Here is a 1,130-nt window from a genome sequence, read left to right as displayed (position 1 = left end):
ACAGCAATCATTTCTATACTTAAATAACTAAATATTGAAATAATGACACCAATCCATACCCCACTAAAACCATTTGGAAAAAAGCCCCCATGTCCTGATAAATGAGTTATAACTTGCGTCATTCCCTGATTGCTTTGCGTCAAGATACCAATAGACAAAAGAATAAACACAATAATGGCAAAAACTTTAATTGTGGAAAACCAGTATTCCACTAGTCCAAAAGCTTTAACACTATAGGCATTTACAACAAGTAAGGTCAGTGAAAAAAATCCAATCCAGACCCAAGAGCCTACATTCGGGAACCAGAGCTTCATATAATCAGCAACGGCGGTAATCTCTGTACCTACAGCCAGCACAATACAAGCCCAGTAACAGTAGCGAACCAAGAAGCCAGCAAGTGGACTTATATAATGTTCTGCATATGCACCAAATGAACCTGAAGTAGGATGCTGAACTGTCATTTCAGCCAAACAAGCCATAAGTGCAAAAGCAATTAAACCACCAATCGCATAGCTGACGATGACTGCGGGACCTGCAAAACTAATTGCAAATTTACTTCCCATAAACAATCCGGTTCCAATTGCTCCACCAATCGCAATCATCCCCATCTGTTTTGCAGATAACTTTTTATGCAGCCCAGCTTCTCTATTTTGTATTTCATCAAAACTACTCATAGGCCCTCCTAGCCATTTGTTTTATTTTGATTCCTTAAAATCAGGTCACTTCACCGCGAACTAAATACTGCTTGTTTTTCCATTCACTATTCAGCATGGTTTCTTTTAAGTGCTGTACTGCATTCCAAATATCTTCAAAGCCCAGATACAAAGGTGTAATACCAAATCTCAAGACTGCAGGTTCCCGATAATCACCAATCACACCGCGTGCAATAAGTGCCTGAATAATTTCATAACCGAATTCATGACGATAACTAACATGACTACCACGATGGTTATGATCTAAAGGCGTAATTAACTCAAATCCGAATTCAGAACATTCTTGATGTACCAATTGAATAAATAAATCTGTTAATTTCAACGATTTCTCACGGATTTTTTGCATATCAGCATGCAGGAAAATATCTACTCCGCATTCAATCAGACTCATAGAAATAACCGGCTGAGTCCCACATA

General features: G+C 38.4%; 1 protein-coding gene and 1 pseudogene. Both read right to left on the bottom strand.

The window, feature by feature from the left end:
• The coding region (locus VXQ92_RS20035; RefSeq protein ID WP_416682965.1) for an amino acid permease at positions 1-674 on the bottom strand (674 nt) is incomplete at its 3' end.
• A gap of 40 nt (positions 675-714) precedes the next feature.
• Positions 715-1,130: pseudogene (locus tag VXQ92_RS20030) on the bottom strand (kynureninase); the annotation flags it as partial.

This window comes from Acinetobacter sp. 228 (assembly GCF_048147885.1).
Note: the sequence above shows the minus strand (reverse complement) of the source record. Positions and strands in the feature narration are given on the sequence as shown.